Genomic DNA, 23,575 nt, shown 5'->3' with positions numbered 1-23,575 from the left:
TCGGTGGCGGGCGGCTGGGGGTCTTACTTCTTGCCGGCGCAGCAGGAGCTGGTGGTGCTGGAGCAGGTGGAGCCGTTCATCGCCTCGGCGGCGTCGGCGTAGTCGGTGATCTCGAAGGTGTCCGACTCCAGCTCCAGGATCTCCTGGGTCAGGGTGGCGAGGGTGTTGGTGTCGGTGGCCTTGTCCATGGTCTTCTCCTGTGTGAGGTAAGGGTTTCGTGGTCTCGGCGGGCGTTCGGTTCCTCCCGCTGAACTCATTTCTAGTGCGGCGCACTGACCGAACCGCTGTCACTCCGCTGGCACTTCACTGACGGCCGGTGTCCCAGCGGAAGCGGCGGACGGCGACGACGGCGCCGGCAACGCCCCAGGCGGCGAGGACGCCGAGGTGTTGCCACTGGAAGCCGGTGTGCTGGGCGAACGGGCCGAGCAGGGCCTGGTTGAAGGGCTGCATGGGGAGCACGCCGGCGACGGTGTTGATGACGTCGGAGTGGATCGGGAAGTAGTTGCCGGAGACGAACAGCAGGGGGAACTGGACGAACTGGACGACGGCCGAGGCCGCGTCGGAGTTGCTGATCAGCGAGGCGAGGCCGACGCCGAGGGCGCAGAAGCACACGGCGCCCAGGACGAGCGTGACGACGACGGCCGCCCAGTGGGTGGGCAGGGGCACCCCGAACAGGGAGCCGGTGCCGACGATCAGGGCGACGTCGATGGCGCTGACCGTCACGCAGTGCACCAGCAGGCCGGCGAAGTACGTCGCCGCCGACACGGGGGTGGCGTGGACGCGCTTGAGCACGCCGCTCTGGCGCCGGATGGACAGGGTGATCGCGAGCTGGGCGTAGCAGGAGCCGAGCACCGAGAGCGCGGCGACGCTCGGGGTGAAGTACTGCAGGCCGGAGAGCCCGTAGAAGAAGTCGTCCCCGGCGCTGCCGCCGAAGATCAGTCCGAAGATGAGGATGGTGGTGACGGGCAGGGCGAAGGTGAAAAACACCGACTGTGGGTTGCGCCAGAAGGAGAGCTGCTCGTAGCGGATCTGGTGCAGCAGCAGGGTAGTCCGGCTGCGGTGGGCGGCGCGGGTTCCGGTGGCGGTGGTGGCGGGCGCCGCAGTGGTAGCGGTGGTCATGGCTGGCTCCGGGTGGTCGGCTGGGGGGCGGGGGGCGGGGTCGGTTGGTCGGTCAGGCTCAGGTAGACGTCTTCCAAGCTGGGTTGACTGACCGTCAGATTGTCCAGTGGGTGCCCGTGGTGCAGGGCCCAGCCGGTGATGTCGTGCAACGCGCGGGTGGGGTCGCCGACTTCGACGGTCGCGGTGCGCTCGCCGGCGGCGCTCGTGGTGGCCGTGGCGGGCACCGGGAGGTCGGAGGGGGTGACGCCGGGCGGGAGGGTGAACCGGATGCGCTTGCGGGCGCTGTCGCGGCCGCCGATGGTGGCGGGGGTGCCGGTGGCGACGATCTCGCCGCCCGCGATGACCGCGATCCGGTCGGCGAGCGCCTGCGCCTCGTCCATGTAGTGGGTGGTCAGCATGATGGTGGTGCCGGCCGCCTGGAGGTTGCGGACGACCTGCCAGGCCTCGTGGCGCGCGCTCGGGTCGAAGCCGGTGGTGGGTTCGTCGAGGAAGAGCAGCCGGGGGTTGCCGATCACGCCGAGGGCGAGGTCCAGACGCCGCTTCTGGCCGCCGGAGAGCTCCTTGACCTTGGCGCGATCCTTGCCGGTCAGGCCGGTGAGCTCGATCACCTCGTCGACGTCGCGAGGGTTCGGGTAGTAGCCGGCGTTGCGGGCGATCGTCTCACGGATCGTCAGATAGGGCTCGACGGCGATGTCCTGGAGTACCAGGCCGATGCTCTCGCGCAGCCGGCGGCCGTCCGCGCGGTTCCCGGGGTCGCAGCCGAGGACGTCGACATGGCCCTCGTCGCGGGCGCGGAAGCCCTCCAGGATTTCCAGGGTGGTGGTCTTGCCCGCGCCGTTGGGGCCGAGCAGGGCGTAGATCTCGCCGGCCGCGATGGTGAAGCTCACCCCGCGCACCGCTTCGTGGCCGCGGTAGCTCTTGCGCAGGCCCGCCACGGTCACGGCGTCGGATCGGTGTGTCATCGGCTTCCTCTCGGAGGTGCTGTTGCGCAGTGGTGGCTGGGAGAAGTAGGGGGTGGGCTAGGAGAACGGGTGCGGGACGAGGTGGGCGGCCCGGCCCGGCGGGAGGAAGCGGTGCAGGCGCGGCAGGTGCAGGGCGCGCTGGCGCGACCAGCCGAAGTCCATCGGGAGCAGGCCCGGCACCAGGGCGCGTATGGTGCTCAGGCCCAGGCCGTGTTGCTCGGGCGAGGTCTGGTCGACGACGATGACGTCGTGCCCGGCGTGGACCAGGGCGTCCCGGCAGTACCAGACGGCGTCCAGCAGGTCCTCCGATCGCGGGCGCTCGCGTTCCCAGTCGGCGTAGAGCTCCTGCGGGCGGCGTCGGGCGGCGGGGTGCAGGTAGCCGTCGGCGTGGTGGGCCATCTCGGGCAGGCCGAACAGGGCGGAGTGGTCGGGCAGGGCCCTGACCAGGTTGAAATCCCGTGCCATGCCCGACAGTTGGCGCTTCCGGTCGAGGACGCGGGCGGGCAGCTGGGGCAGGTAGGTGAGGGTTTCCGCGAGGGCGTTCTCGATCGCGGTCATCGGGTCGAGCGCGGCGGCCGCGGCGAAGGACAGGGTGCCGGGGCCGCCGTCGCGCCGCACCGCGAGGCTGGTCACCACGGGGATCGGCAGGTCGGCGCGGGTGTCGAAGGCACGCAGGTGGTAGCCCTGGAGGCGGGCGCGGTCGAGCATCGCGGGGACGGTGTCGCCGCCGCAGGCGTCGAGGTCGATCTCGGTGAGCGGCGGCCGTCCGTACCAAGCGAGCAGGAAGGCGTCCCGTTCGATTAGCTCCAGCAGGCCGGACAGCACCGCCTCCTCCAGGCAGCTGCCGATCGCGCAGCCGTTGGAGCACTCGTCGACGAAGGCGTCCTCGGCGCTCCCCTCGCAGTAGTAGGCCAGCCGCAGCGGCACCAGGACGGGCCGTCCGCTGCGCAGCGAGTGGCCGCGCACCCAGGGGATCTCCGCCGCCGGATCGAAGGGGCGCAGGTCGGCCTCGGCTCGGTAGGTCTCGGGTGCGTACTCGCCGCAGTCGCGGGGGTCGAGGACGGCTGTGCCGCGTCGGACGAGGGCGTCGTAGGAGGCTCGCAGCGGCGGCCGGCGGTGGCGGCGGTGGGTGCCGGCGTAGCGTTCCAGCCCTTCGAGTAGGGCGAGGTCGCGGCTGGCGCGGAAGGTGTTGGCCTTGCCGCTCCACGTCATGTCGCTGAGGCCGCTGTGGGTGCGCATCAGGACGGCGCCAGCGGCGGGGGCGGTGGTCGGCGAGGTGAGGTCGGTCGACACCCGGCCGCCGAGCACCCCGCAGACCGGGTTGGCCAGGGCCGCGGCGGGCAGCCGGTAGGAGGCCGGGGTGCGCAGTCGGTGGCCGGCGGTGGTGGCGGCGATGCGCGGGACCAGGGTCAGTGCGCGTTCGCTGCTGCGCCGTTCGGCGCAGTGCGGGCAGAGCGGTTCCGGCAGCAGCGGCACCTCGCTGGCGTGCAGGGTGGTCAGGTCGACGGCGATGACGCGCGCCGCCGCGCCGGATCTGGGCCGTGCGGGGGAGCCGAGCCGGTAGGTGGCCCAGACGGCGGTGGCGGCGAAGTCGGTGATCAGCGGCCAGGCACCGGTGCCGGTGACGGCGGAGCCGGTTTCGAGGGCGTCGCGTTCGGCGCTGCCGCGCAGGCGCTGCCAGCGCATCGCCAGGCAGTTGCCGCAGCCGCCGGTGCCGGCGTTGTCGTCGCTCCAGGGGCCGACGAGGACGGACTCGGGGGTGACGTGGACGCGGGCCAGGGCACGCCGGGTGAGCGCGGCGCCGAGCTCGGGGCGCAGCGCGTCGGTGTCGCCGATGGTGGCGACGTACGGGGCGGGCAGGGCCTGCTGCCGTGCCCAGTGGGCGAGTCGGCTCTCCAGGGCGCTGCGGGCGGTCTCCCAGGGACCGGTCATGACCTCCCCTCCTTCCGGTGGTGCCGATCGTTCAGCAGGTGTAGCAGCGGGGACACGACCAGGAGCGCGGCGGACACCAGCAGGACCCAGCCGACCTGGGCGAGGGCGAGGAGGAGCGCGCCGGTCAGCAGCGTCCAGCCGAGGGCGTAGCCGCCGAAGACCAGCCGGGCCCGTGTCGGGTAGGCCCGGACGCCGGAGCCGCACCGCACCACCCGGGCGGCCGCCAGCATGGCGAAGCGGCGGCTCTCGGCGGCCAGGTGGGTGGTGCCGAGCAGGTACTCCAGGATTCGGTAGCCGTCCAGCGGGGGCAGCGGCAGCAGGTTGACCAGGCCGGCGGCGGCACCGATCAGCAGCAGTCCGTCCAGGGCGGGGTGGTCGCCGAGCAGCAGCCGCGCGAGGTCGACGGGCAGCAACAGGGCGAGGTTCATCAGGACGCCGGCCCCGGCGGTGACGAGCTGGCGGGTGCGGCTGGGCAGGAACCGTACGTCGGCGACGACGCAGTACAGGTAGGCCATCGGCAGTCGCCAGCGCACTCCGAGTTCGGTGACGGTCCCGCCGGCGGCGTGTCCGGCCAGGGCGTGGGCCACCTCGTGCAGCGCCATGCTGACCCAGACCGCGAGGAGGACGGCGGTCAACGACAGCGGGCGGTGGGCGAGTTCGGCGGTGCCGGAGGCCAGCTCGGGGAGTCGGCGGGCCAGGTCGGCGAGCATGGCCGCGATCAGCACGACGAGGATGGCCAGGACGCGGCGGTCGCGCAGCGGTCCGGTGGCCCGGTGCAGCCGGGCGACCAGCGCGGGGGTGTCCGCCGCCAGCCGCAGACGGCCGTCGAGCAGGGTCGGCCGTGGCCCTGGGCCGGGTTGCGGCTGTGGCCCCGGGCCGGGTGCGGGCTCGGCGGGCGGGCCGTCGAGCAGGCGCCGGCCGTACAGCAGGCCGAGGAGCTGGCGCCACTGCGGGGCGCCGAGCAGGGTGCCGAAGCGGGCGGTGTAGGCCTCCCCGATCTCGCCGAGGGTGCGTCGGCCGTCCAGCAGGTCGAGGACGAAGTGCACCTTGGGGGCGAGTTCGAGCTGGTGGCCGGTGTTGGGGTCCAGGACGAGGTGGACCTGGGCCGGTCCGCGCTGCAGTGGGCCGCTGACCAGGATCTCTGCCCGGCGGCGGGGCCGGGCCTGGAGCAGGTTGGCGCTCATCCGGCCGGCTGCCGCAGCTCGCGCAGCGCCCGGGCGAGGCCGTAGGCCAGGTAGGCCTCGTCCTGGATGCTCATCGACAGGCGGTTGTTGGTCATGTGCAGGTAGGGGACGAGCAGCCGGGGCAGGGTCTCGCCGGGGTCGGTGAGCGGCTCGCCTCGGCTGGGCTCGCCGGGTTCGGCGTCCTCGTCGAAGGTGAGATCGCCGCGGGCGGTGAGATGGAGGACGCGCGCGCGCAGCTCGGTGCAGTGCGCGGCCCACCAGCGCAGGGTGGCGGGCAGGGCGGTGCGGTCCTCGTGCCGCAGGGCGTCGAGGATGCGCCGCACGCGGGGGGCGAGCCCGGGGCCGGATTCGACCCAGGCACGGTCGAAGTCGGCCAGGTCCTCGTCGGCGCCGCTGGTGGCGGCGCGCTGCCAGAAGCCGTGGTAGGCGTCGAGGAACCGTTCCAGCTCCGCCGGGTCGGGGATCAGGCAGGCGGCCATCACCGTCATCAGCTGCGCGGCGAAGCCCAGGGCGACGGTGCGCAGGTGCAGGTTGAGCGTGCGGTTGGCGGTGAGCACCAGCTCGCTGGAGCGCTGGAAGTGCCACTCGGCGAGGGCGACGCCGGCCGGGCCGCCGTACTTGCCGTACTCGGGCTGGTAGGGCTCGCGGTCGAAGGTGTTGTTGGGCCGCAGTCGCATCAGGCCGTTCGGGCCGGTCAGGGCCTCGCGCTGGGCATCGGAGTACTCCAGGGCGAACAGCTTGCGGTAGTAGTCGTCCAGGTAGCCGGGCGGGACCTCGTAGAGGGCAGGCCGGCGGCGCAGGAAGGCGGCGATGGCGGCCTCCGCGCGGGACCGGACGGCATCGGCGGCCGCCGGGGAGGCGGGGCGCAGCCGGAGCCGGACGTGGGCGCCCTCCAGCCAGTAGTTGATGAAGAAGTGGCCCGCGAGCAGGCCCTCCGCGGTGAGTTCCTCGACGAGCGGTTCGACGCACTGCAGCAGCAGCGGGCGGGGGCTGGCCGAGTAGAAGACGTGGTACGCCTGCCAGGGGGCGGCGGTGTCGGCGTGCGTGTCGGTGTCGGTCGTTCTGGTGTCGGTGTCGGGCATCAGCGGGCGTCCTTCGGGGATGGGGCGGGAATGGTCTCCACCGCGAACTCCGCGACGTGGTAGCCGTGTTCGGACCGGACGTGGAGGTCATCGGCGGCCGGGAGCAGCTCCTCGAAGACGACCCCGGCTCCGCCGGTGCCGAGCGCGCCGTCCAGGGCGAGCAGCGAGAGTGGGCTGGCGAAGTCGACGTACTGGGGCTTGCCCCGGCCGAACTCGCCGCCGGGGGTGTTGGACCGGCGTTCGTGGTGGAGGCGGGCGAAGACCTGGGCGGGCAGGCCGTGGCGGCGGCGCCAGCGCTGCCAGTCCAGGTAGCGGTCGGCGTCGGTGGCGCCGGAGCGGCGGGCGGGCAGCGCGTTGGCGTCGGCGCTCCAGCTGCGCCGCTGGAGGACCAGGCTGCGGTATCGGACCCGGGGGCGGGTGGTAACGCCGTCGACGGCCGGGCCCGGGGGGACGCCGCGCCACACGTCCAGGCGTACCTGGAAGGTGGGGGAGAGCAACAGCAGCGTGCGGGGGACCTCGGGCAGTGCCTCGGGGATCAGGTAGCCGAAGTAGATCGGCACCACCTCGCGGGCCAGCCGGCGGGAGCGCAGGACGAGCCGGTCGGCGGCCTCGTCGTGTTCCAGGTACAGGTCGTCGAGCGGGAGTCGGGCCTCCTCGTGCGCGGTGCCGATCTCGCCGGGGCAGACGATCTGGTAGTCGGTCAGGGGGCTGTGCAGGTTGAGGTTGGTGGTCGCGGAGCCGGCGGTGACCTCGGCGAAGACGGCACCCCCGGGTTGGCGGGCACGCAGGCTCTCGCGCAGTTCGGCGGCCAGCGAGGGGTTCTCCTGGCCGGGGGTCTCGAAGCAGTGGGTGAACCGGGTGAACGGGAAGGCGAGTCCGCCGTAGGAGTTGTTGAGCACCATCAGCGGGTCGGCGCCGGGCCGGTGGGCGAGTTGGAGGAAGTAGCTGCGCGGTTCGAAGCCTCGGGCGACGGGGGTGAGCCGCTTCGCGGTGGCGTCCAGGAGGGCCCGGTCGAGGTGGATCTCGGCGGTGTCGCCGCGGAGTTCGCACATCCGGGCGGTGAACTCCTCGCGGGCCTCGTCCAGGGCGTTGAGCTCGGGCAGGCCGAGCCAGTTGAGCTCCCGGTCGGCAGGGCCGTCGGGCTGGGCGGTGTACTCCAGGTAGCGGTCGAAGATGTCCTCGTGGAAGTCGTGGACGAACGTCAGCAGGTCCTCGCAGCGTCCGCCGCGGCCGTGGCGGGTGGTGAAGAAGCCCTTGAGCGTGAGGCGTTGGGGCAGTATCGGGTCGAAGGCGGGGAAGACGGCGGACAGCTCGTCCAGGGGCCGGGCGGCGTGCCGGCGCCAGGTGTCCTGCCGAGCGCGGGTGGCTGCGGTGGTGGTGTCCTCGTAGACCAGGACCTGGGGGAGGGAGGGGGTCTTGGTCCCCAAGTCCTCCTGTGCGGCGAGCAGTTCGGAGCGCAGGCGGGCGAGGATGGCGCGGCGCTCGGCGGTGGTGGCTGCCGGGTAGTCGGCCAGCCAGGCCTGCGCACCGGCGAGCCGGTCGGCGAGGGCGTCGGCCCAGGGGCGGTCGAGTGCGCGCAGGGCGGTGCGGAAGGTGTGCAGCGGGTCGGGGTCGTGGACCTCGGTGGTCAACGCGGGCAGTTGCAGCACGCCGAGGTCAAGCAGCGCGGTCAGGTAGTGTTCCGCTTCGGTGTGTTCGGCGCCGGTGTGTTCGGCCAGCCACTCCAGTGCCTCGGCGCAGCGCAGCCCCGGCCGGTCGTCGAACAGAGCGAGCAGGCGCTCCAGGACGCCGCTGCGGCGCAGGAAGAAAACCCGGTCACGGGCACTGTCGAAGGTCACCGAGCGGTTGTCGTCGCCGGCCGCGGTGGAGCGGCGCACGTAGCGAATGCGTCCCTCTCCGAGGGCGAGGCCGGAGGCCGGTGCCAGCGGCAGGTCGCCTCGGGTGCGTGGGCCGGCGGCGATCACATGGGCGAGGCGGGCCAGCACCACGACGTTGAGTCGGGTGTGTCCGGCCCAGCTCTGACTGATCGTCACCTCATCCGTTTCGTCGGGCACGAAACACCCGGCGGAGAGGCTGGTGAAGGTGGCGAAGGGGCTGGTCTTGCAGGCCGTGCGGTAGAGGTAGGCGAGCAGGGAGCGTTCGAGCTTGCGTCCGCGCTTGTCGGGAGCGTCTTCGGCCGCCCGCAGGTGGGCGTCGAGCTGCCCGTCCAGCGTCGGGGAGGCGAGCAACAGTCCGAGTCGCAGTCGGCCTTCCCTGGCCAGGGTGCGCAGTTCGGCGCGGGTGCGGGCGAGTTCGCGGGCGAAGCCGTCCGGGAAGGCGTGCAGGTCGTCGGCGTGGCGGCGGCGGTCGGAGAGCCAGTCGGTGAGCAACTGCCTGTTGTTGCCTCCGAGTTCGGCGGCGAGGCGCAGCGCCGCGTCCGGATCGGCGGGCAGCCGGTTGTTGAAGACCTGGCGACGCAGGGTGAGGAGGGACCGGCGCTGCCGGTCGTCGGTGAGTCCGCCGATCCGTTCGCCGATCCGTTCGCCCAGGGCGGCCCCGGCGGTGCCGAGACGGGCCTCCTCGGCGAGCAGGCGCTCGGCCGCGGAGTGCAGGGACGGGCTGCGCAGGCGGGCCACGGACTCCAGTGGCAGCGCGGCGACGCGCAGCATGTAGCGGCTGCTCAAGTCGTGCTCTTCTTGCGCCACTTGGGCTTCTGTGGTTTCGGGGCTCCGGTGGATGGTGCTCATGGGTCAGGCCACCTCGTAGCGGTAGTCGGCGGGGTCGGGCCGCTCCGGGCCGACCGCCGTGATCAGCAGCGGCAGTTCCCCGGTGCCCGTGAGGCCGAGTTCCTCGGAGTAGGACACCCCGTCGAAGGCGAGGGCGACGCCGCAGCCCAGGCCGCAGGCGGCGGCCGCGGTGTAGAAGGCCTGGGAGCTCGCGCCGATGGCCGCGTTGGCGAGGCGGTAGCCTCGGTCGCCGACGGCGTCCAGTAGGGCGGGAACCCGGACGGTCGGCACGATCACGGCGGCGGCCTGTTCCAAGTTGTAGTTGTCCAGCGTGTAGTTGCGCTGGAGGAAGGCGCCGCGCGGCCCGGCCTTGACGAGCCGCAGCTCGCCGGTGGCGCCGTCGTACAGGTAGCTGCCCGGGGCGACGTCCGCGACGTGGTTGACGAAGACGTACAGCCGGGTGAGCCGCTCGCCGGCCGAGGCGGCGGAGGCCAGCAGGGCGGACAACCGGTCGGCGGCCATGGGGGTTTTCCCGCTGAAACGGCCGAAGCTGCTGCGTCGGGTGCGCAGCGCCGTCCGCAGGTCGGTGGGCAGCGGCGTGGGCGCGGGCAGGGTGACGCGGTCGCCGTCTGGCGGTACGGGCAGCGCGGGGGCGGGCGGTTCGGCGGGGAGGGCGCCGGTGGTCAGGGTAGCGGCGTGGAGGCGGCGGATGGTGTCGAAGGTGAGCACCGCGCGGGAGCGCTCCTCGGGCGCGCGGCGCACCCGCTGGCCGGTGTCGGGCGACGGGGCGGTCGGCGCGCCGTCCCAGCGCAGCGGGACGACGGCGAACACCCCCTCCTGGTGCTCGCGCAGCCCGAGCAGCCGGGTGAGCCGGGGCTCGTCGAACCAGAACTCCCCGTCGAGGCGCAGGCCGTGGGCGCGGGCCCACAGGCGCCAGGTGTGCAGCAGGGCGCCGATGTCCATGCTCACGACGTGGTAGCCGAAGCTGTTGTACTTGAAGGTGTTCTTCCAGAACCGCACGGAGATGATGAGGAACTGGTCGGTGTCCGCGACGCCCTTGGCCGCCGGGCCGAGCGCGGCGCGCACCTGCGCCGTGACGTCGCCGGTGAGCAGCCGCTGCATCGCGTGGTGCGGGACGGCGTAGTGGTAGACGCCGGGGGTCAGGGGGCCGGACGCGCCGGCGGCCCAGTAGATCTCCAGTGGGTAGAGTCCGCCGCCGGAGCCGCAGCCGCGCGCCCAGCCGGCGGCGGTGTAGTCGGGCATGGTCTCCAGGTTGACGTTGGCGTGCACGGCCAGGCGGCGGCTGGTGAGGCCGTAGGAGTCCAGCAGCATCCCGCCGAGCGCGGGCAGGGTGAAGGCGCCGGTGCCGGCCGGTCCGGTCAGGGCTCGCTGGGTGGTCGCCTGCGGCGGGGTGCGCCACGGCGGCAGCGGGAGGCGTTCGGCGCCGGGGTGGTAGCTGTGCTCACGGGGCTGGTCGGCCCAGTCGGGCTCGAAGCCGACCGGTTCCATCGGAATCCTGGCCCGGTGCAGGATCGCGTCGGCGTAGTCATGGGCGACACCCACTGGTTCGTCCTCTCAAGTTCACGGGAAGTCGTGACGGTCACGGGAAGGGGTGCGGGGCCGGATTGGGCCGTGGGTCGTGGCGCAGCCCGGCGGCCCGCAGCGCGGTGTGCACCCGGGGCAGGTGCCGGGCCCGCTGCCGGCGCCAGCCGAAGTCGATCGGCACCAGTCCGGGCACGATGACCTTGACCGTGTGGAAGCCCAACTCCCTTTGCGCGGACATGGTCTGGTCGACGACGATGGTGTCGAACCCGGCGCGGGCGACGGCGTCCACGCAGGCGCGGACGTCCTCGGCGAGGTCGTCGCCGAGGGCGAGCGTTCCGTCCCGGAAGGTGTCAGCGAGTGTCTTCGTGGGCCGGGTGCCCCCGAGCAGGAAGTCGGCGTGCGGGGCCATCTCCGGCAGCCCGTACAGCAACGGGTGGTCGTGCAGGCCCTCGACGAGGTTCGGGTCCTTTGCCATCGCGCACAGCCGGTCGTGCTCGTGGGCCGCCATCCGGCGCAGCTTGACGGCGTCGGTGGCGATCTCGCACAGCCCGGCCGCGAGCGCGCTCTCCGGGTCGAGACTCGCGCCGGCGCCGAAGCTGAGGGCGCCGAGGCCGCCGTCGATCCGTTCGGCGACGGCCGTCACGATCGGGATGGGGAAGCTGATCCTGGTGTCGAAGAACCGGGCCCGGTAACCGTAGAGTTCAAGCCGGTCGACCATGGCCAGGGTGTCCTGGCGGGTGCTGCTGCGCGGGTCGATTTCGGGCAGTTCGGCCCGCCCGTACCAGGCGATCAGGAAGGCGTCCCGCTCGATCACCTCCATCAGGCCGAAGTAGACCGCCTCCTCCAGGCAACTGCCGGAGGCGCAGCCGCTGGAGCTCTCCTGGACGAAGCGGTCCTCGGCGGCGCCGGGGGCGTGGAAGTAGGCGAGGATCTCCGGCACCAGGACGGGGCGTCGGTCGCGCAGCGAGTAGCCCCAGACCCACGGGACGGGTCGGTCGGGGTCGAAGGGCCTGGTCCGGCCGTCGTGGCGGTAGAAGTCGTCCGCGTACACCCCGTACGTGCGCGGGTCGAGGGCGTTGTCGGCCAGTTCGTGGTAACTGCCGTGCACTACCGTGCGCTTGTGGCGTGGGCGCATGCCGGCGAAGCGCTCCAGGCCTTCTAGCAGGCCGACTGTGACGCTGGTGGCGAAGCGGCCGGTGTGGCCGCCCCAGAAGGTCTCGTCCAGGTAGTCGGCGGAGCGGACGGTGAAGCAGCCGAGCGTGGCGGAGGTGGTCACCGAGCACAGGTCGGGCAGCACCGAACCGCCCAGCATCCCTGCCACCGGGTTGGCCAGCGCCCCGGCCGGCAGCCGATAGTCGCCGATCGGGCGGCGCCGGAAGACGTCCGGGGCCGGTTTGGGAATGGTGGTCAGCTCGATCACGGCGAGGTCGGCGGAGTCGTCGGGCAGTCCGGGTGGGCCGGGTGAGTCGGCCGGTCCGGACGGGGAGCAACCGGGGCAGTCGGTGTCCGGGAGTAGCGGGTGGCCCTCGACGAGCAGGCGTTCCAGGTCGATCCGGTAGACGGTGGGGTACCGCTCGCCGGGCCCGGTGCGGTGGGCGGCGGTCGCGGCGGTAATCAGCGCGGCGAGGGTGTCGGCGAGGAACGGCAGTGCCCACGGCGGGGTGCCGACGGCCCGGGTGGGCCCGCCGGTCTCCAGGGCGTCGCGCAGCGCGGCGGAGCGCACGCACTGCCAGCGCCGGGCGAGGCACTGGGCGCACGGGGCCGGCCCGGACGGCGACAAGGGCGGCAGGGGGCCGATGAAGGCGTGGTGCCCGTACAGGTGGACCGGAACTCCGTGGGCCGTCCTGGCGGGCTGGGCGAGTTCGTCGCGCACGCCGAGGACGGTCAGTTCGACCGGGTGGGCGCCGCCGGCGCGGGCGAGCGCCTCGGTCAGCAGCGCGGCCAGGCCGTCAGGGCGGGCCCGCGTCTCCTCGACGGGCGCGGGGGCTTCAGTGGTCGTCACCGCGGCACCCGTCGGTGAGCAGGACGCGGGCCGCGCTGATTCCGCCGGCCCGCAGGTCGGGCGCGTCGACCGGCGCCACCAGCACGTCCCGGCCGGCGGCCCGCAGCCGCTCCAGCACACAGGCCCAGGACGGCGTGTCAGCGTCGGCGCCGGGCGTGGCTGTGGCCGAGAGGGCGCCGACGTCCAAGTCGTCGAAGAGCGGGTCCCCGGTGTCCACGCCCGCCTCGGCGCTGAGCTGAAGCCGCCCCAGCAGGTCGCGCACCGCCTCCAGCGCCGCGTCCCGCCGGCGCGGGGCAGCGCCCACCGCCCACTGCCAGGCGCCGGTCAGCGGGTCGGCGCAGCGGGCGAGCACCACGGGGACGGGCCGGAGAGCGGGCTCGCCCAGCTCCAGCAGCTCCATCGTCACCTCCAGGCGCTCGGCCGTACGGGCCAGGAAGGTCAGTTCGGCGTCGTCGGTGAAGTCCTCCGGTGCCACCCGGGCGACCGGCGTGGTGCGCCGCAGCGCCTTCCGCAGCTCGTCGTGCGCGAGGGCGGTGAGCAGCCCGCGCCGCACCGCCCCGGCAGGGTCGGACCCGGCGCCGAGCCCGGCGGCGGTCGCCTCGCAGAGCCGTTCCCGGTTGTGCGGGCCGAAGGTGCGCAGGGCGGCGACGGGCACCCGGACGGTACGGCCGTCCAGCAGCGAGACCGCCGGCGCCCAGGCCGTGATCGCGTCGGGGTGGACGTCGGTGCCGCTGCCGGTGGACAGGTGCCTCGGGGGGACGGCCGGCCACGATGCGTCCGGCGCCGCCGTGTCCACCGGGACGACCCGTGCGACGTACACCTCGGCGGCCCGCAGTAGCGCGCGCAGCCGGGCGGCGGCGACGTGGTGCAGGTCGAACGCCGAGATCAGGCGTCGTCGGCCGTCGCCGACACCGACGCCGACCGTGCCGACCTTGAGCGGGCTCTGGTTCCAGTGGTCGTCGGCGAAGGAGACGAAGACCCCGGCGCGGGCGCCGACGAGTTCCTCGCGGGCGGTCAGCTCGGCCAGCGCGGCCTGCTTCGCCTCCTCCCCGGCGGGCTCGGAAGCGGTCGCGTCGTGAGCGTGGCTCTCGGGGGCCGGGCCGTCCACGGCACCGATCGGAAGTGGCACTGCCGGGGTCGTGGGGGAGCAGTACGGGCAGCGAGGGTGCGCCAGCAGCCGCTCGGAGACCACGTCCAGCGAGTCCAGCTCCTGGACGATCACCCGGCCCGCCGTTTCGGCGGGCAGCGCCCCGGTGGCGAGGCGGAACACCTCGAAGCCGAGGAGGTTCCCCAGCATCGCCGTCACCGGCCCGGTCCACGGCGCGGGCTCGGACGCCCACGGCCCGTCCGTGGCGACGGCGCGCCACACCTCGGCCGCGTCCTCGGCCGAACCGTTCGTGCCCAGCCGCAGCACCGCGCAGCCCCAGCAGCAGTCGGCGCCCTCCGTCGTCAGCGGGCCGATCACCGCGCTGCGCCCGAACGCCCAAGCGGGCAGCAGTGTCCGCCCGGCCGGCACGCCCTGCGCCAGGAGCCGCGCGATCCTCCCGGTGCCGCCGGCCACCACGGTGCGGTAGCGGTCGAGTTCGGCCCACTCCGGTTCGGCGGGGCCGTTCAGCCGGGTCACCGTTACGGGGCAGCCGGCCTCGGTCAACTCCCGTGCCTCGTCCAGGAGGTCGGACAGGCCGGGGCCGTCGGTGACGGCGACGTCGGCGCAGCCGTTGCTGATCAGGCCCAGCGCGCACGAGCGCGCGAGCGGATCGTCGCCGAGGACGGCCACCGGGGTGGTGCGGAAGCGCTGGAACCGGTCGGCGCCGTGGTCCGCGTAGTGGTCCACGTACGCGATCTGGGCCGCGAAGCGGGCCGCGACCTCGGGGGCCGGCGGCTCCTGTTCGGGGGCAGAGGTGGGCGTGGCGTCACGGGCGAAGCCGTGCTCGTACAGCGTGCTCACCAGCCTCACCAGCATGGCGCGCTGCGTCGGCCCGAGCCCTCGGGTGAGGGCGGCCACGGTGGCGGCGCCGTCCAGGTGGGGCACGACGAGCGTCGCGAAGCGGTAGGCGGCCCGGCTGTTGAGGCTGAAGCCGCCCTTGGCGTTGTGGAACAGCACGCCGTCCGGCGTCTCGGTGAAGAGGACGTCCCGGCGCAGCCGGGGCCGGGAGTCGGCGATCCGGTCGTAGGCGGTGTCCGGTTCCTGCGGGGCGGTGGCCGGGTCGGCCGCGGTGGTCATGGTGTTCATCTCGTTCCCGTCGGTTGTCGCGCAAACGCGCCCTGGAGAGCGGGGGCGGCGTGGTGCTCGCCCGCCGCCGCACGCGCGAAGGCGTGCAGGAGGTCGTTCATTCGGTAGTCGCCGTGCGGTCCCTGCTCCAACAGGCCAGCGCGCAGCAGGAGTTCAAGGACGCCGTCGCCAGGTCGGCCCGGCCCGGCGAGCTCCGGCACCAGCCGTACGGGCGACTCCGGCTCCAGCGACTCGCCCCGCAGGATCGCGAGTTCGAGCCGCTGGAGGGACGGCCCGGGGTCGATCCCGAGCTCGCACAGCAGGTGGTCCTTGACGCGGCGGTACTCGGCGAGTGCCTCGGCCCGGCGGCCGGTGCGGTAGAGCGCCTCGATCAGCTGCTCCCAGAACCGTTCGTGGGCCGGGTGGCTGCGGGTCATCGCCATGTTCTCGGTCAGCACCTCGCGGCAGCGGCCCAGCGCCAGCTCGATGTCGAAGATCCGCTCGACCGACTGGAGCCGTTCCTCGTCCAGCCGGGGGACCTGATCACGGTGCAGCAGGTCGGAGTTGACGTTCCCGAGGAGCGAGGTGCCGCGCCACAGCCGCACCGCCTGGCGCAGCAGGTCCCGTTCCTCCGAGAGGCTCGCGGCGGCGGCGGCCTGGGTGCGCAGCTCCCGGTAACGCAGCAGGTCGAGGGTCTGCGCGTCCGCGTTGATCCGGTAGCCGTCGGAGGCCGCCTCGATCACTCCGGCCGGGACGCCGTACTTGGCGAACAGTCGGCGCAGCCGCAGCACGCAGCTCTGCACGGCCGCCTTGGCGGTCTCCGGCGGCTCCTCGCCCCAGATCGCGCGCTGGAGGAATGGCACCGGCACGACGGTGTTGGCGTGCAGCAGCAGGGTGGCGAGCAGGGCCGAGGGCTTGGACGACGGCAGGACGGCGGTGGTGGTGCCGTCGGTGATGCTCAGCGGTCCCAGGACGACGAATCTGACCGGTCCGGCGGCCGGTTGCGGTGCGGCCATGGACGTCCCCTCTCTGAAGGGTGGGTTGCGGAGGCCTCGGGGCATGCGGAGGTCGCGGAACGGCACGCGGACGAATCTCCGGTGACGGTGTCAGCGGGGCGAGGGGATGGAGAGCACGCCGTAACGGGCGTCGGCCGTGCCGGTGGCGGTGTAGCGGGTGCCCGGCGGCAGGTAGAGCAACTCGCCGGTGCGCAGGCGGATCTGCTGGCGCCGCATGGGGCGGCAGGGGAGGGACACGGTGACCCCGACCGCGCCGGCGCCCTGCACGATCAGAGCGGCGCTATCGGTCTCGGCCGCCGCCCCGACGTCGGTGCCGGCGGCCACCAGCTGCGCCAGGTGCACGGGCCGGTCCAGGCGGATCGCCAACTCGGCCGTCAGGAGGCTCATATGGGTGTCGAACCCGCCCCGGAGGCTCGGCGGCTCGTCCTGCGGCCAGAGCACGGCCGGCTGCAGGACGCGCCGCCGGTCGGCGAGGAAGCCCGCGATCTCCCGCAGGTAGTGATCGTCGCCCGGCTGTTCACGGGCCTCGCCCCACTGCATCGGGCGCCCTCCCTCACGTCTCCCGACTGTTCCTTCGGAAAGTCATGGTGGTGGCGCGTCAGGGGGGCGGACCAGTCACGTATTTCCGGTCACGTACTCCCGGTCACGTACTCCCGGTCACGGGTTGGCGGTCCCGTAGCCCTGGTCACGGGCCTCCGGTCCGGCCTGCTCCTTCAGTAGCCCGGCCCGGACGGCCGCGACGCCCGCCTGGAAGCGGCTCTCCGCGTTCAGCTGTTGCAGGATGTCGGCAATGTGCCGGCGGGCCGTGCGCAGCGACATGCCGAGCCGCCGAGCGATGGTCTCGTCCTTGAGCCCGGCGGCGAGCAGTTCGACGATCGTCTCGTCGAGCTCCTGGGCGACCTGCTCCAGGCCGTCGTCGGCCGCGTCGGCGAACGGCCGCGCCGCGGCCCAGGTGTGCTCGAAGAGCTCGCACAGGTACGCCACCAGCGAGGGCTCGCGGATCGCCACCGCGCCCCAGGAACCGTCCTGCACAGGGACGAAGGCCAGTTCGCGGTCGAAGACGATGAGCCGGCCGAACAGCTGATGGGCCGTGCGGTACTGGCCGCCCAGCCGGGAGGCCGCCGCCACGTACGCCTGACTGGGGCCGTTGAACCGCGCGGTGTGGTGGTAGAGGGTGCGCATCCTCACGCCCCGCCCCAGCAGGGCGCGGTCGCGCACCAGCGCCTCCTCCATCGCCTCGGGGACCCGGCTGCCGCCGCCGGGCTGGCTGGCCAGCACCTCGCGGGTGCAGTTGTCCGAGGCGTGGTTCAGCGCGGAGCGGACCTCGGGCAGACTGACGATGACCTGCACCCCGGAGCCGGTGCAGCCCGCGCCGCAGCTGCGCTGGTAGTACGGGGTGAAGCCGGCCAGCAGGCCGCGCATGTGGGCCAGTTCCTCCTGCTGCGCCCTGATCCGCGCCTCCACCGGGGCCGCCAGTTCGCTCATGGCGAGCTCCGGGGCCACCGCGTAGCCGGCGTCGGGATCGTCGGCGTCCCGGAAGACGAGGCGCAGCGCCACCAGCCGTTCCAACGCCGCCCAGCCCTGCTCGACGGAGATGCCCAGGTCATGGGCGAACTCCGCGACCGTCGTACGGCGGTGCCCCAGCACCCACGCGTACACCTGCCGGTCGACGGGATCGACCGACGCCCGCATGATCGTGACGTTTTCGGCGAAGTCGTCCATCTTTCTCCCTCGCTCCCTTTCCTGCCGGACACTATGGTGAGGCCGGCCGCCTCTAGTGCCCCCACGCAGCCGTGATCAAGCTGGTTCACGTCACAAGAGAGCCGGAAGCTCGGCCCAGTTCCCAGGAGGACGCACATGAAGCGCTCGATCATCGCAGGCCTGGTCCTCACGGCGCTGCTCGCGACCGGGGCCGCCGCGCTCGGTTCCGCGGACGGCACCGCCGGGCGCAGCACGGTGGCGGACACCTCGTGGGGCGGCTGGGTCTGCCCGCCGCACTCGACGGTCGCTATCTGTGGCGCTCACCACCGCTTCCCCCACCCGCCCGGGCACAACGGCGCCGAGCCCGGCGCGACCACGGACACCGGCACCGACACAGGCGTTCAGGCCTGAGCGCGCAGCCACGATCCCGCAGGAGCCCGCCTTGTCCCAGTCCGACCTCGTCACGGTCACCCCGCCCCTGACCGACCGCGAGCACCAGGTCCTCGAACAGCTCGCCGCCGGCGCCACCTACCAGGCCATCGCCCGCCGCCTGAACCTCAGCCCGCACACCGTCGACACCTACCTGCGCCGCATCCGCAGCAAGACCGGAGCCGTCAACCGCACCCAGCTCGCCCTGCTGGCCTTCTCCCTGGGCCACCGCCCAACGACGGACTGAACCCGCCGGGATCAGCGGACCGCCCACCGGCCCGTCGCACGAGGTGGAGCGTGCGGCGGGCGGGCCTCCCGACCATGCCACTCGGACGGATGCTCCTCGGACAAAGGATGACGGCGCTTGTCCCACCGCAGCCTGTCTACCAGTGCGGCGACGTCTTTCGGGGAGACCGTGTGCGTGGCCGGATCGACCTGACCACCGGTGACTGCTGGCCCCAGCAGGTCGACTCCGACGAGCGAGCGGAGGATGACGAAGACCCAGAACGGTGGCTGCCAGTGTGGTGTGAGGGTTCCCGGGACGGATACCGGGACATGGAGCTGTTCATCGCGACGGTCGGTGACGCCGATTTCGCGGATCGCCTGGAGATCGCGATCGCTGGCCGCGGGGCGTTCCGCCGCTTCAAGGACGTCCTGGCGCGTCGTGAGGACGAGCTGCACCGGTTCCGCCTGTTCGCCGAGGAGCGGCAGCGCGGCCGGGTGCGGGCCTGGCTCGCCGGGAACGGCTACCGCCCGGTGGCCCGCCCGTGACCGCCGCTGGACGGAACAGCCGGCGCATTGGCGGGCACGGGGATCAGCGATTGTCCGGGCAACGCCCGGCGGCTCGGCGGTCGCGTTCGGCGACGGCGACCACGGTGGCGAGGACGGCAGTGGCGGTTGCAGGGAGGCCTGCGAGTTGCAGAGGTGACACAGGACTGCGGAGGTGACGTAGCCGGGTTGAGATGAACGGGCAGGCGGACCCGATCGTGGCGGAAGCCGACCCTGGAACGCTCCAGCATAGCGGCACTGCCACGTCGGCGGCGGCCGTTTGGGGCGTGCGCCAGCCGTTGGGGTCGAACGCTCATGGGCGGGTTCTCCGGTGTCCGGGGCTGGTGGACAATGCCCGGGTGATGGAGAGCGATGACGTCCTGGCCAGGGTCTCGGAGCTGCGGGCGGCGGGGAGCGGGCCGAAGCAGATCGCGCGGGCGCTGGGGCTGCGCCCTGCGCAGGCGAGTGTGCTGCTGCGACAGGTGGCCGAGCGCCGGACGGAAGGGGTGGCCCCGGCCGATCGGCCGGTGGTCGGGTGCTGGGTGAACGCGGGCTGGAGCGTCGGGCTGGGGCTGGCCGCCGTGCCCGCGTGGGCGGAGGCCGACCCTCCCCCAGCCTCCGGCCGGGGGTACCCCCATGCCGCCGACGATACGGCGACCAGCGGTTTCGCCCAGGTGCTGGTGGCCCGTCAGGAGCGCGCCAGCAGATTGACGGTGTGCGGGTTCCTGGTCGACGTCTACTGCATGGGCGTCAAGAACACCGTCGAGCCGGAGGTCATCGGAGCCGGCTCACTCCTTGCGTACCTGCGCCGGTACTACTCGGCCTTCGACCAGCCGCCGCTGAGCATCGAGCTCGACCAGGCTCGCACGATCGTGCACGGTGCGGTCGAGTACGCGCGTTCCCTCGGTTTCACGCCCGCACCGGGCTTCGCGGACACCGCCCCTTACCTCGGGTCCGTGCGAGGCGATGAACCCGCGATCGTCTTCGGCCGCGAGGGGAAGCCGTTCTACGCCTCCGGCCCGTACGACGACGCCCGGAACATCGTCCGCACCCTGGAGCAGTCCTGTGGCGCGGACGGCTTCCACTACACCGTGGCGATGGGGCAGTTGTGAGCATCGATCACGAGCTCGAGGACTGGCAGGAGAAAGAGCACCGGATCCGCGCCACCGAACACGAGGCGCAGGCCAACCTGGCCACCGTGCTCCAGCTGTGTGCCACGGGCAAGCTCCGCTGCAGCGAGAAGACCCGCAGGCCCAGCGCGGCCACCGTCGCCGCGATCACCGAAGCCCTCGACGGCGGCGACTTCTACGAACACGAGGCCATCGCCGCCTTCGCCTGGCCGCTGCTCCTCCAGGCCGGCGGCCTGGCGACCCTCGCCTCCGGCAGGCTCACGCTGACCCCGCGCGGCCGCACCGCCCTCGCCAAGCCCGCACACGAGAGCATCGCCGCCCTGTGGCAGCGCTGGCAGAAGAACACCCTGCTGGACGAGTTCTCCCGGATCGAGGAGATCAAAGGCCAGCGCGCCGCCAACGTCCTCACCGCCGCCCGACCGCGCCGTGAGCTCGTCGGCCAGGCGCTCACCACCCGCACCGCCGGCCAATGGATCACCGTGGACGACCTGTTCGCGCGGATGCGCCGAGCCGGCCAGGACCCCGTCATCACCCGGAGCGAACGCGCCCTGTGGAAGCTGTACCTGGAAGACCCCCAGTACGGAAGCCTCGGCTACGACGGCCATCACGACTGGTCACTGCTCCAGGGACGCTACACGCTCGCCGTGCTGTTCGAATACGCGGCCGTCCTCGGCCTGATCGACATCGACTACATCCCGCCCGCCGGAGCCCGCACCGACTACCAGCACAACTGGGGCGGCGACTACCTCGACCAACTCAGCCGTTACGACGGCCTGCTCGCCATACGCCTCAACCCACTCGGCGCCTACGCCACCGATCAGGCGGCCACCTACACCCCCAGCTCCAAGCCCCAACCGGCAACCCCGGCCGGCCGGATCACCGTCCTGCCGAACCACGACATTGCCGCCCTCGACGGACTCGCCCCCGGCGACGCCCTGCTTCTGGACGCCTTCGCGGACAAGGCCAGCGGCCACGTCTGGAGCCTCACCCCCCGCTCCCTGCTCCGAGCCGTCGACGCCGGACGCGACCTCACCGAGCTGCGTCGCTACCTGGAGTCGGCAAGCCGGCATCCGCTGCCGCAGACCGTCACGACGCTCCTGGACGACGCAGCCCGCCGCCTCGGCCAGGTCCGCGACACCGGCCCGGTCCACCTGATCGAATGCGCGGACGGTGCCATCGCCGCTCTCCTGGCCGGGGACCGGCGCTTGCGCACCCTCGTGACCCGGCTGGGGGAGCGCCATTTCGCCGTCCCCGCCGATCGGCTCGCCGCCTTCCGAAAGGCCGCTCTGGCCCAGGGGTACCCGCTGGACAGGTCCGATGACCACCGGACGCCAGGGCCAATCGCTCAAGTAGCAGCCCGAACCCGCGCATCCGGAGACGGCAGGGAACCGACTCGGACGAGGTGAGCCGCAGTGAAGAAGTTCACTGCGGCTCACAGCGCCTCTCACGCGCTGAATATCCAGGGTGGCTGGAGTCGGCTGCTGGTTGCGCCAGGACGGAGGCGGAATGAGGCACCATGGGGTGCTGATCAGCGCCACCTGGAGGTGTGAGGCAAGTCACTCTCGAAGCCCCTCTCGCTTGCCGCCTCTCACGCGCCTCTCACGGATTGGGCGTCATGAGGTGCCATCAGGCGTCATGCCGTGGTGGGCAAGGTAGGCCCTGACCTGCGGGATTCAGCTGGGGGTCAAGGGGTCGCAGGTTCAAATCCTGTCGTCCCGACCAGCGTTTTCGCAGGTCGGAAGCCACTTCTATCAAAACGATAGGAGTGGCTTTTTCCTTTGGTGGTCGCAATGTGGTCGTGAACGCTCGTTCACACCACTTTGCTGAGCGCGTTTCCGCAGGCCCGGCCCCTCCGACCTGGTCGTGACGGGGCATTTGTTCATTCATCGGGAATCCGCGTGCCGTCGATCGCGTACTGGTCGCCTCTTCGGCGCGGAAGCGGGCCCGGATTCGCGGGAAATAGGCATGCCGACAGAACCTGCGGCGTCATCTGCTTCGACGGGCCGCATGTTTATCGGGTGTCAGCTATGAGCCGGGAATCCCGGTTGCTTGTCGGCCCTGGTGCCGGAGCGGCCAGGAGTGCCGAGCCCCCTACGGTGGGGCCGTCAGGCCGCGTGGCTGAACAGCGGGTTCGGCAGGCCGATGTCGTGGGCGGGGGCGTCCGGGTCGTGCCGGGTGCTGGCTTCGACGAGGTGGAGTCTTGCCTCGATGGTGTTCACGGCGGCCCTGGCGACGTCCCAGGTCAGGTGGCTGTAGATGTTCGCGGTGGTCGAGAGTGTGGAGTGCCGCAGGGTCTTGGAGATGACGGCCATGGAGACGTTGCCCTCCAGGGCGAGGGTGGCGGCGAGGTGGCGCAGGTCGTGGATGGTGACGTGGGGCAGCGCGGCCTGCTCGCGCAGCTCGTGGAAGCGCCGGCGGACGGCGGCCGGGTGGAGGGGCTGGCCGTCGGGGCCCTGGAAGACGTGTCCGTTGATAGTGGCGGTGCTCCGGTCCATGGCGCGCCGGAGGGCGGCGGCGACGCGCTCCGACAGCGGCACCCAGTTGCGGCTCTTCCTGGTCTTCGGCGCGGTCAGGACGAGTTCGTGGTTGTCGACCGCGGACAGGGTGTGGCGGATGTACATGACGCGGTCGTCCAGCCGTACGCACGGGCGCTGGAGACCGAGTGCCTCGCCCTTGCGCAGGCCGGTGCCGATGATGACCTCGAAGAGGTCGGCGAAGGCGGGGTCGACATTGCGGCAGTGGGAGAGGAAGGCGACGGCCTGCTCCGCGGTCCAGGGCACTCGTTCGTCGGGGCGGGGCCTGCGCATGGGCAGGGGCTGGGCGGCGTTGTAGGGGAGGCGGTGGGTGCGCACGGCGGATCCGAGGGCGCTGGAGAGCGTGGCGAGGCAGTGGTAGACGGCCTGGCGTCCGCGGCCGGCTTCGAGCTGCTCGTGGGTGTAGGCGGAGATGTGGTCGTGGGCGAGCTCCTCCAGACGCAGCTTGCCGAAGACGGGTATCAACTCGCAGAGCACGTAGGTGCGGTAGCGGGCGTAGGTGGTGGGCTTGAGGAGAAACTCCATGCCCTTGAGCCACTTGGTGAGGTAGGCGGCGACCGTCTCGTGCGGGTCGGCGTCGAAGCCCAGCTTCCGGCCTTCGAGGAAGCGCCGCAGCGCGCTCTCGGCGGCGAAGTCGTCCTCGAACCCGCCGCGCCGCACGGTGCGCCGCCGGCCGCTGAGGGAGGGCACATCGACGGCGAACGTCCACGTGCCGTGCCCCTCCTCGGCCAAACGCGGGCACCCGGCGCCGAGCTGACGCCGGGTTGCGTCCCGGCATCCGCATCGACGGTAGACCCGGCCTGGCCGTCCTGACCTGTGCACTTCCTGTTCCTCCTGCGGCGATTGGTGCTCGATCGGCTCGCGGAGGCTAGCGGGGTGACCACCCATCGGGTCGTCTGCGACCACCATGCGATCACCAACGCGGAATCAGGCCCCTGACCTGCGGCTCGCGGTGAGAGCCCGCACCTAGGAGTGCCAATGCGCGGTCGGGTTGCCGTGACGCCCATCGGATGGTGCGGGTGGCCGGATGCTGTCACTGCACGTAACGGCTCAGGGGTCTCGACCTGGATGCCATGCGGCGATAGCCGGGGGAGTGCGATTCTCGGCAGGTCGGCCGTGAGTGGCATCAGGCCGATAGCGGAGGCTGCCGGGGTCGGGGGCGCGCTGCGGGCGTAGACCGGTCCGGGGTCGGACGGGACTCCGGGCGCTCCGCGACTGGGTGAGCGCGGCAGGCGGTCAGGTGAGTCGGTCGTG

General features: G+C 72.6%; 18 protein-coding genes and 1 pseudogene. 5 read left to right on the top strand and 14 right to left on the bottom strand.

The genetic code is table 11. The annotated features are described in order from the left end of the window. Nucleotides 1-23 precede the first annotated feature (23 nt). From ABZW30_RS21710 to ABZW30_RS21650, 13 genes and pseudogenes are all read right to left on the bottom strand, one after another. Complete coding sequence (locus ABZW30_RS21710) at nt 24-188, bottom strand: thiazolylpeptide-type bacteriocin (protein WP_355672781.1); 165 nt, start codon at nt 186-188, stop codon at nt 24-26. 115 nt (nt 189-303) lie between these two features. Continuing rightward, nucleotides 304-1,119 (bottom strand): ABC transporter permease, encoded by an 816-nt coding sequence (locus ABZW30_RS21705; protein WP_355672780.1) that lies wholly within the window; start codon nt 1,117-1,119, stop codon nt 304-306. Beyond that, a complete protein-coding gene (locus tag ABZW30_RS21700; RefSeq protein WP_355672779.1) occupies nt 1,116-2,081 on the bottom strand; it encodes an ABC transporter ATP-binding protein in 966 nt (321 codons plus the stop codon). Before ABZW30_RS21700 ends, ABZW30_RS21705 begins: the two co-directional genes overlap by 4 nt. Nucleotides 2,082-2,138: 57 nt before the next feature. Next, nucleotides 2,139-4,013: a TOMM precursor leader peptide-binding protein gene (locus ABZW30_RS21695; protein ID WP_355672778.1), complete on the bottom strand. Its 1,875-nt coding sequence runs from the start codon at nt 4,011-4,013 to the stop codon at nt 2,139-2,141. Further along, nucleotides 4,010-5,197, bottom strand: a complete 1,188-nt coding sequence (locus tag ABZW30_RS21690) for a peptidase M50 (protein ID WP_355672777.1) — start codon at nt 5,195-5,197, stop codon at nt 4,010-4,012. Before ABZW30_RS21690 ends, ABZW30_RS21695 begins: the two co-directional genes overlap by 4 nt. Next, on the bottom strand, nt 5,194-6,279 hold the full coding sequence (locus tag ABZW30_RS21685; protein ID WP_355672776.1) for a lantibiotic dehydratase C-terminal domain-containing protein: 1,086 nt from the start codon (nt 6,277-6,279) through the stop codon (nt 5,194-5,196). Before ABZW30_RS21685 ends, ABZW30_RS21690 begins: the two co-directional genes overlap by 4 nt. Further along, nucleotides 6,279-8,942 carry a lantibiotic dehydratase gene (locus ABZW30_RS21680; RefSeq protein WP_355672775.1) on the bottom strand — a complete coding sequence of 888 codons (2,664 nt, stop codon included), beginning with the start codon at nt 8,940-8,942 and terminating at the stop codon, nt 6,279-6,281. The genes ABZW30_RS21685 and ABZW30_RS21680 overlap by 1 nt, the downstream gene beginning before the upstream one ends. A 66-nt stretch (nt 8,943-9,008) precedes the next feature. Further along, complete coding sequence (locus tag ABZW30_RS21675; RefSeq protein WP_355672774.1) at nt 9,009-10,547, bottom strand: SagB family peptide dehydrogenase; 1,539 nt, start codon at nt 10,545-10,547, stop codon at nt 9,009-9,011. 37 nt (nt 10,548-10,584) lie between these two features. Then, nucleotides 10,585-12,531: a TOMM precursor leader peptide-binding protein gene (locus tag ABZW30_RS21670; protein ID WP_355672773.1), complete on the bottom strand. Its 1,947-nt coding sequence runs from the start codon at nt 12,529-12,531 to the stop codon at nt 10,585-10,587. After that, a complete protein-coding gene (locus ABZW30_RS21665) occupies nt 12,518-14,764 on the bottom strand; it encodes a TOMM precursor leader peptide-binding protein (RefSeq protein ID WP_355672772.1) in 2,247 nt (748 codons plus the stop codon). Before ABZW30_RS21665 ends, ABZW30_RS21670 begins: the two co-directional genes overlap by 14 nt. A gap of 221 nt (nt 14,765-14,985) precedes the next feature. Then, nucleotides 14,986-15,759, bottom strand: a pseudogene (locus ABZW30_RS21660) (AfsR/SARP family transcriptional regulator); the annotation flags it as partial. A gap of 90 nt (nt 15,760-15,849) precedes the next feature. Continuing rightward, entirely contained in the window at nt 15,850-16,299 is a 450-nt protein-coding gene (locus ABZW30_RS21655) for a hypothetical protein (RefSeq protein WP_355672771.1), read from the bottom strand. A 117-nt stretch (nt 16,300-16,416) separates the two neighbouring features. Further along, nucleotides 16,417-17,481: a helix-turn-helix transcriptional regulator gene (locus ABZW30_RS21650; protein ID WP_355672770.1), complete on the bottom strand. Its 1,065-nt coding sequence runs from the start codon at nt 17,479-17,481 to the stop codon at nt 16,417-16,419. 135 nt (nt 17,482-17,616) lie between these two features. Here ABZW30_RS21650 and ABZW30_RS21645 point away from each other — a divergent pair, with 135 nt between their 5' ends. The 5 genes from ABZW30_RS21645 (at nt 17,617) to ABZW30_RS21625 (ending at nt 21,193) form a co-directional block, all read left to right on the top strand. Then, nucleotides 17,617-17,871 (top strand): hypothetical protein, encoded by a 255-nt coding sequence (locus ABZW30_RS21645; RefSeq protein WP_355672769.1) that lies wholly within the window; start codon nt 17,617-17,619, stop codon nt 17,869-17,871. A gap of 31 nt (nt 17,872-17,902) precedes the next feature. Further along, on the top strand, nt 17,903-18,136 hold the full coding sequence (locus ABZW30_RS21640; protein ID WP_355672768.1) for a helix-turn-helix transcriptional regulator: 234 nt from the start codon (nt 17,903-17,905) through the stop codon (nt 18,134-18,136). 74 nt (nt 18,137-18,210) lie between these two features. Beyond that, the gene (locus ABZW30_RS21635) at nt 18,211-18,660 is read left to right on the top strand and encodes a UPF0158 family protein (protein ID WP_355672827.1); all 450 of its coding nucleotides are present in this window, start codon (nt 18,211-18,213) and stop codon (nt 18,658-18,660) included. Between the two features lie 356 nt (nt 18,661-19,016). After that, nucleotides 19,017-19,769 carry a hypothetical protein gene (locus ABZW30_RS21630; RefSeq protein ID WP_355672767.1) on the top strand — a complete coding sequence of 251 codons (753 nt, stop codon included), beginning with the start codon at nt 19,017-19,019 and terminating at the stop codon, nt 19,767-19,769. Then, the gene (locus tag ABZW30_RS21625; protein WP_355672766.1) at nt 19,766-21,193 is read left to right on the top strand and encodes a helicase-associated domain-containing protein; all 1,428 of its coding nucleotides are present in this window, start codon (nt 19,766-19,768) and stop codon (nt 21,191-21,193) included. The genes ABZW30_RS21630 and ABZW30_RS21625 overlap by 4 nt, the downstream gene beginning before the upstream one ends. Before the next feature lie 699 nt (nt 21,194-21,892). On the opposite strand, the gene ABZW30_RS21620 is transcribed toward ABZW30_RS21625, so the two are convergent. Further along, nucleotides 21,893-23,053, bottom strand: a complete 1,161-nt coding sequence (locus tag ABZW30_RS21620; protein WP_355672765.1) for a tyrosine-type recombinase/integrase — start codon at nt 23,051-23,053, stop codon at nt 21,893-21,895. Nucleotides 23,054-23,575: the final 522 nt, after the last annotated feature.

It is taken from the genome of Kitasatospora sp. NPDC004669 (assembly GCF_040609455.1).
Lineage (GTDB): Bacteria > Actinomycetota > Actinomycetes > Streptomycetales > Streptomycetaceae > Kitasatospora.
This window is presented reverse-complemented; position numbering and strand designations above follow the sequence as displayed.